At 47.4% G+C, this 6,367-nt stretch carries 5 protein-coding genes; all 5 read left to right on the top strand.

Annotation, left to right across the window (positions count from 1 at the left end; genetic code table 11):
• The first annotated feature begins 20 nt into the window (after positions 1-20).
• Positions 21-1,406, top strand: coding sequence for a phosphomannomutase/phosphoglucomutase (locus IT291_01130; GenBank protein MCC6219824.1), 1,386 nt, complete (start codon positions 21-23; stop codon positions 1,404-1,406).
• Between the two features lie 19 nt (positions 1,407-1,425).
• Positions 1,426-4,065: a hypothetical protein gene (locus tag IT291_01135; protein MCC6219825.1), complete on the top strand. Its 2,640-nt coding sequence runs from the start codon at positions 1,426-1,428 to the stop codon at positions 4,063-4,065.
• A gap of 344 nt (positions 4,066-4,409) precedes the next feature.
• Complete coding sequence (locus IT291_01140; GenBank protein MCC6219826.1) at positions 4,410-4,886, top strand: pilus assembly protein; 477 nt, start codon at positions 4,410-4,412, stop codon at positions 4,884-4,886.
• Positions 4,871-5,389: a hypothetical protein gene (locus tag IT291_01145; GenBank protein MCC6219827.1), complete on the top strand. Its 519-nt coding sequence runs from the start codon at positions 4,871-4,873 to the stop codon at positions 5,387-5,389. The genes IT291_01140 and IT291_01145 overlap by 16 nt, the downstream gene beginning before the upstream one ends.
• Positions 5,390-5,421: 32 nt before the next feature.
• Positions 5,422-6,367 (top strand): hypothetical protein (locus tag IT291_01150; protein MCC6219828.1); only part of this gene is annotated, 946 nt, incomplete at its 3' end.

Raw genomic sequence — 6,367 nt, forward strand, 5'->3', positions numbered from 1 at the left:
CGAACTAGGGAGAAAGACAATTGGTCGCAAAAGAAAAAATTTATAGAGAGTATGACATTAGAGGCGTGGTAGGCGAAGATTTTGATGCCAATTTTGCCTACGAGCTTGGCCGCGCATTTGCGGAGCTAATGCGCCAGCGCCTTGGCGATGGAGTTTACGAAGTTGCTGTTGGCCGAGATTGTCGCTTAAGCGGAGAAGAATTAGGGACTCGCCTAATAGAAGGATTGTGCGATGCGGGAATGGATGTAGTGTTTACCGGTATGGGACCGACCCCGCAGTTGTACTATTCAGTTTTTGCTCTTGGTACAAAGGCAGGCATACAAATCACTGGCAGTCATAATCCGGCAGACCAGAATGGTTTTAAAATGATGATTGGTGAGTTAACGCTTAGTGGGGCCGACATACAATTGCTAAAAAAGCTCGTAAACACTAGGCGTGCCAATTCGTATAACGGCCCCGGTGGCGGCTGCCGCGAGTTAGACATGACGTCAACTTACGTAAGTGAACTAATCGAGCGCTCAAAGCCGCATATGGGGCAAAGGAAGCTAAGAGTTGTTGTTGATGCTGGAAATGGGGTAGGTGGACTTTGTGGCCCGGATGTTTTGAGGGGCTTGGGTTGCGAAGTAATTGAGCTGTACACCGAGGCTGACGGTAGCTTCCCCAATCATCATCCAGACCCGACGGTGTTAGAAAATATCGCTGAAATGCGCGAGCGCGTCGTCTCCGAGAGGGCGGATTTGGGGATAGCCTGGGATGGCGATGCTGATCGAATTGGGGTGGTTGATGAAAACGGGGCTGTGATCTACGGCGACATGCTGTTAATTCTCTACGGGAGACAACTTCTCAAGGAGGTAAAAAAGCCCATTATCATTGCTGATGTTAAGTGTTCGGAAGTGCTGTTTTCTACTCTTCGCAATGAAGGAGCCGAAGCAGTTATGTGGAAAACTGGCCATAGCTTAATAAAGGGCAAGTTGCGAGAATTAAATGCCCATTTAGCAGGCGAAATGAGTGGTCATGTTTTCTTTAAGCACCGCTATTATGGCTTCGACGATGCGATTCATGCTTCGGCAAGATTAGTAGAGATTTTAAGCAATAGCGACAAGTCACTAGGGACGTTATTAGGCGACATTCCGCATATGGTAAGCACGCCCGAAATTCGCGTAGACTGTATTGAGGAACAGAAGTTTAAGATTGTCGACATTATGAAGTCGGCCTTTTCCGAATACACTGTAAACACGCTCGATGGGGTTCGAGTAACGTTTCCCAGCGGCTGGGGTTTGGTCAGGGCGTCTAACACCCAACCGGTGCTAGTAATGAGATTTGAGGCGGACAGTGCAGAGCATTTGGACGAATACAGAAAGATAGTGGAGTCTAGGCTCGAACAAGCAGTTAAAGAACTTGGCTAAGCGTCCGCGAATTCGCCTTATGCGTGATGAGATATGCATCATCGAGGCCAATGAAAACAATTTGGCGCGCATTAACTGTTTTTTTTCGCGAAATGCCCTTAACGTGGTTACTGGGCCGTCTGGCTCTGGCAAGACGTCATTAGTATTTGACGTATTATGCCGAGAAGCGCAGTGGCGTTTTTTTGAGAGTTCTCTAAGCCGCTCAAAAAATATTGCCGTTAGTTTAAAGCGTCCGGACGTCAAATCCATCAGCGGTCTTTCATTTGTATCTGGGATCAGTTTCCGCGATCTTCCGTCGCCGTTTGCTACGTTGTCTACGCTTACTCGCATCTATGAGTACTTGCGCTTAATTTTCTATTACTGCGGCGCTCCACATTGCCTAAATTGCGGTGCGAAACTTTCCTGCCATTCGCGCCGCGATATGTGTCGTTTCGCGCTGACAATGGCCAAGGATTCGGCGATTGCCGTAATTGTACGCTTTAAAAAAGTTTCGCGGGAGCAGTTTAGGGAAAAATGCAAGGATTTTGGATCCAAGGGATTCTCGCGCATTCGATTGGGAAAGAAGTTTTTTCACATCGACGATGCGTTACGCCTAAAGATTAATGAGCCACAGCTAACATTTTCGCTAGTAATAGATGTAATTCCACAGTGTGCTGACAATCGCAGTGAGGCTCGAATTATCGAGGCACTCGAGACGGCGCTTAGTGTCGGAGGCGGCGAGGCATTTATCGCCGAGATGCGCGACAGTGGGGAAAAAAGACATCTCTCGGAGTTGCTGAGATGTAAGGATTGCGAACTCGTACAGAGGCGAATAGAGTTGGCAGCGTTTTCGTACCACAACCCTCATTGCGCCTGCGATACCTGCCGTGGAAGCGGATTTCGCAGCAGGCATCGCGGTCGACATGGCGCGGCGGAGGAAAAACACTGTCCAGATTGTGGAGGTGCCCGAGTGGGTGTGGAGGCTCGGCACTATCGCCTATTAGACAGATCTTTCGCACAAGTGGTCGGCGATTCAGTGGACAGCCTCTTAATATTTGCTAAACAGGCAGAGTCTCAGCTTGGCGCTCAGGAGCACTTTAAACGCACTGGCGATTCTTCTTCTCCTAACGGCGAACGAATGCCTTTTCGTGAAAGCTTCGATGTGTTACGTGCCGCAGCTAAAGAACTTATTGCACGAGCTAGCAATCTAAGCGAATTGGGACTTGGATATCTTGAATTAAACAGGCCAATAAGCAGTTTGTCTAAAGGAGAGTTACAGCGAGCACAGCTTGCTCGGGTGTTAAACAATGGCATGAGTGGAATCGTCTATGCGCTGGATGAGCCAACGTTGGGTTTACATCCAAAAGATACAACAAATGTAGTGCGCGTATTGGAGCGAATCATTAGTCTCGGCAATACAGCTATTGTTATCGAGCACGACTTTTCTTTTGTTGCTCATGCAAGCCACGTACTTTCATTGGGGCCTGGCGGAGGGACGAATGGTGGAAGAGTGGTTTTTTCTGGCAATGCAAGGGATTATCTGAGCTTTTGCGCCGATAATGAGAGGTCGACTCCTAAGCATGAGGCGCAGGCGAGAATAGAAGATACGTCGCGCGTAGTGGATAATCTTACATCTGTGGAGAATCCGCCGTGCTTAAGTATCAAAGGTGCTAAGAAAAATAATTTAAAAAACCTCGATTGCGTTGTTCCTCTAAACCGTCTCGCAGTAATTTGCGGTGTTTCGGGTTCGGGGAAAACTAGCTTAATCGCCGAAACTATTGCGCCAGCTATAAAAGAGGCTTTGAGGGTAAAGAAGGGTGCTCAAGGTTTAAAACTGATAGCGATTGACTGGAGCAAGTGGCAACTTGAAAGTATTTCGGGCTTTGAGGGCATAAGCAGGGTGGTTGACTCATGGCGAGCTGCTAGGAAAGACAATCGGCGATCCGTTGTCGCTACTGCAATCGGTGTGATGCTTCCTCTAAGAGGCATGTTTGCTCGGACAGTCGGCGCCAAGATGCGAGGTTTTAGCAATAGGCATTTTTCTTTTAACTTGATTGAAGGCGCCTGCATGCGCTGCAAGGGAATTGGGGTCGAAAAAAGCTTAGCTGAGTCTGGCAACATACTAGAGGCAGTCTGCGAGGATTGCCGTGGAAGGCGCTACCGCCCGGAACTAGAGGAGATTCGTTATCGCAATCTGTCTATCCAGGAGGTTTTAGACCTAAACATTGAGCAGGCATTTGCCGTTTTTCAGAAGATTGAGCAGATTGGGCATCCGCTTTCACAGGCCATTGAGGTGGGCTTGGGCTATTTAAAGCTGTCCGAGCCTACCGCCTCTCTATCTTTTGGCGAGTACAATCGATTAATGCTAGCAAGAGACATACTGTCTCGATCCCTGAGAGGACGAAACAGCCCAGCACTCTATATCTTCGATGAGCCGTCGGAGGGCCTACATAGAGACGAAATTTCGCTTCTCATTAAACTTTTTAGGCGCTTAGTAAATGCTGGTAATACTGTACTACTAATTGAGCACAATACGCACATAATTAGTGAGGCGGATTTTATTCTGGAACTGGGGCCAGGCGCCGGACGGTCTGGAGGAGAAATAATAGCCTCGGGCTCCAAGAAAGAGGTAATGGAGAGCCATCATTCCCTAATAAGGCAGTATTTAAAGAATAACTAGGAAATAAGCTAGTATTAGCGTAACTATTATTGAAAAACCGCTAATAACTATTAGTGTAAGATGATAGATTTTAGGCTTCGGTAAGTTGTTTTGTAGTAACATTCGCGCCAAATTGGCTTTTTTAAGGTGGCACAATTATTGCAGTTTTTTGTTCGAGAGTGATTACGGCGTGCAATTTTTCATAGGCGGTTACTTCTGTGCACATTCTGTTCGACGAGATGCAGAGACGGCAGGTTTTTTTGCGCTGAACTGCCTAACAGGAGGCGCTTGTTCTCTCGCGCTTGTTCACTTGCTTGAATTGGATACTGCTGCGTGATATTTTAGGATTTGGGGGGTTTTTTGCTATGCCTTTAATGAGGTGTAATCTAGGAGATAATAGAGGTATCTCACTAGTAGAGCTTTCAATTATTCTTCCAATGTTGATGCTGCTTTTAGGCGGCATAGTGGATGTCGGTCTAACGCTTAGGACTTATCAGGTCGTCTCGGAAGCTGCTAGACAGGCGGCTCGAGTTGGTAGTGGCGTTAGCTGTGCTGACGCTCCCGGCGTGGCTGTGGACACTGCTACTAATTTCCTTACGAATGCTGGTTATAAAGTTCAGGAAGTAAAAGGAGATGAGACTATTAACCACTGGATTATCGCTGCCGTTCAGGCGCAACACCAAGAGGGTTTGGGAACGGCGGCATTCGATGAGTGCATGTTAAGGGTATCGATCGACCAAAACACTCCGTCCTGCGTCATCTGTTTGGGCGAGACTTTTCTTGGGCTTCGCGCTAACGCGGAGAGCACATTTGCCATGGAGCCAGGATGCAAATGTCCGTAGATGCTCAATCGATCTCATCGTTACTACAAACCTTTAGACAGCAGAAGGGAGCTACGATGCTAGAGTTCAGCCTTTCGTGTCTAGTTTTAATTGGAATTGTGGGCGCCGTTTTCGACGTAGGCATTGGTTTTCGCAACTACGTATTGATGACTCATACCACAAATGAGGCTGTTCGCGAATTTGCAGCGCGAGCGGGTGGGCTGCTCTTACCTCCGGCATGTGAAGATTTAGTAAGCAATAAGGCATCGCCAAAATGTAACGAGTTGGGCGCATGTTTGGCGCTTAGTGCGAAAAATGCACTCGAAAAGGAGATGGGTATTAGCGGTGACTATGAATTTTTAGCAACAGTTGGAAGTAAGGGAAGGGAGTTCGTATCACTTGAGGGGAGATGGCCGCTAGACTGTTTCTTTTGCTTATTGCTGCCAGATAACAAAAATTTCACTGTAAGAACTAGAAGTAGCTCCTTAATCGAAAATATGAATTTTCGCTGTGCAAATGAATAGTAGTTGGTTTGGAATGAGGCTTTTTGGTTGATATGGGTTTAGGCAATTTTTTTAATTCTAACGACAGGCGGACTCGTGCTTTTGACGAGCGTGGCTCAGTGATAGTCTTTGTCGCACTGCTAATTGGAGTAATGGTTGGCGTGGTCGGTTTGGTAGTGGATCATTCTAGGCATGCCGTAACTGCTCTTCACCTTAAGACTGTTGCTGATGCTGCCTCGCTTGCGGCATCGCGCAAACTGGATGGAACCCATGACGGCTGGCGACAGGCCAAACGTGCGGCCGTAGCAGTATTGAGGCAAAGTAAGATTTACGGAGTGGGGAATATTAGCTTCGAGTCTGCAAGTTTTAATGATGGCGTTGATGACCCATATGAGGATAGTGCCAATTACAAAGCCACCAAGATGCGCGTTGGCGATGTTGCACTAACTATTGAGCGAGGTGCATGGTGGTATGAAGTGGATGAACACAAAGACGATGCCGGCCAACAGAAGTTTTTTTCATTTGAGGGCTTGAAGGAAGTAAATGATTTTCCACCTTATGCTTTAGCGAATGCCGCTCAAGTTAGCCTAGAGCTTGCTGAAATGGATTTAACTTTTGCGAAAGTTTTTGGGCAGTCAAAGATTGGCACTACGGCGAGAGTAAGTACTGCAATTTCCGATAACGAGGTTCAGGAAGTTTGCGTACTGCCAATTGCAATAAAGGATTGCATGCTGCGCATGGCCCCAGGCGCAAAAGACGATGGCTTCATGTACGATGAGTTTCACGCCGAGAAGCAATGTTCCAGAGAGGTAGCTACAAAAGTGGGAATGCAAGAGATGCCGCAGTTAGAGGAGGGGGCTCGATTGGCTGAATCCTATGTCTTGCGCACAGTTCCAGAAAGCTCTTCCGCTGGTAAGCTTCCCGAGCGAGATAACAAAATGGTTAACATCGAGGCAGTATTTGGGCTTCCAACGACTAACTTTCAAAGCTCGAAGGCCA

The sequence above is a fragment of the Deltaproteobacteria bacterium genome (assembly GCA_020845775.1).
Taxonomy (GTDB): Bacteria; Bdellovibrionota_C; UBA2361; order SZUA-149; family JADLFC01; genus JADLFC01.

What these genes read in the sequence shown, in the direction of transcription:
- IT291_01135 (MCC6219825.1), top strand. Translation starts at nt 1,426, where the DNA reads ATGCGTGATGAGATATGCATCATCGAGGCCAATGAAAACAATTTGGCG.
- IT291_01140 (MCC6219826.1), top strand. Translation starts at nt 4,410, where the DNA reads ATGCCTTTAATGAGGTGTAATCTAGGAGATAATAGAGGTATCTCACTA.
- IT291_01145 (MCC6219827.1), top strand. Translation starts at nt 4,871, where the DNA reads ATGCAAATGTCCGTAGATGCTCAATCGATCTCATCGTTACTACAAACC.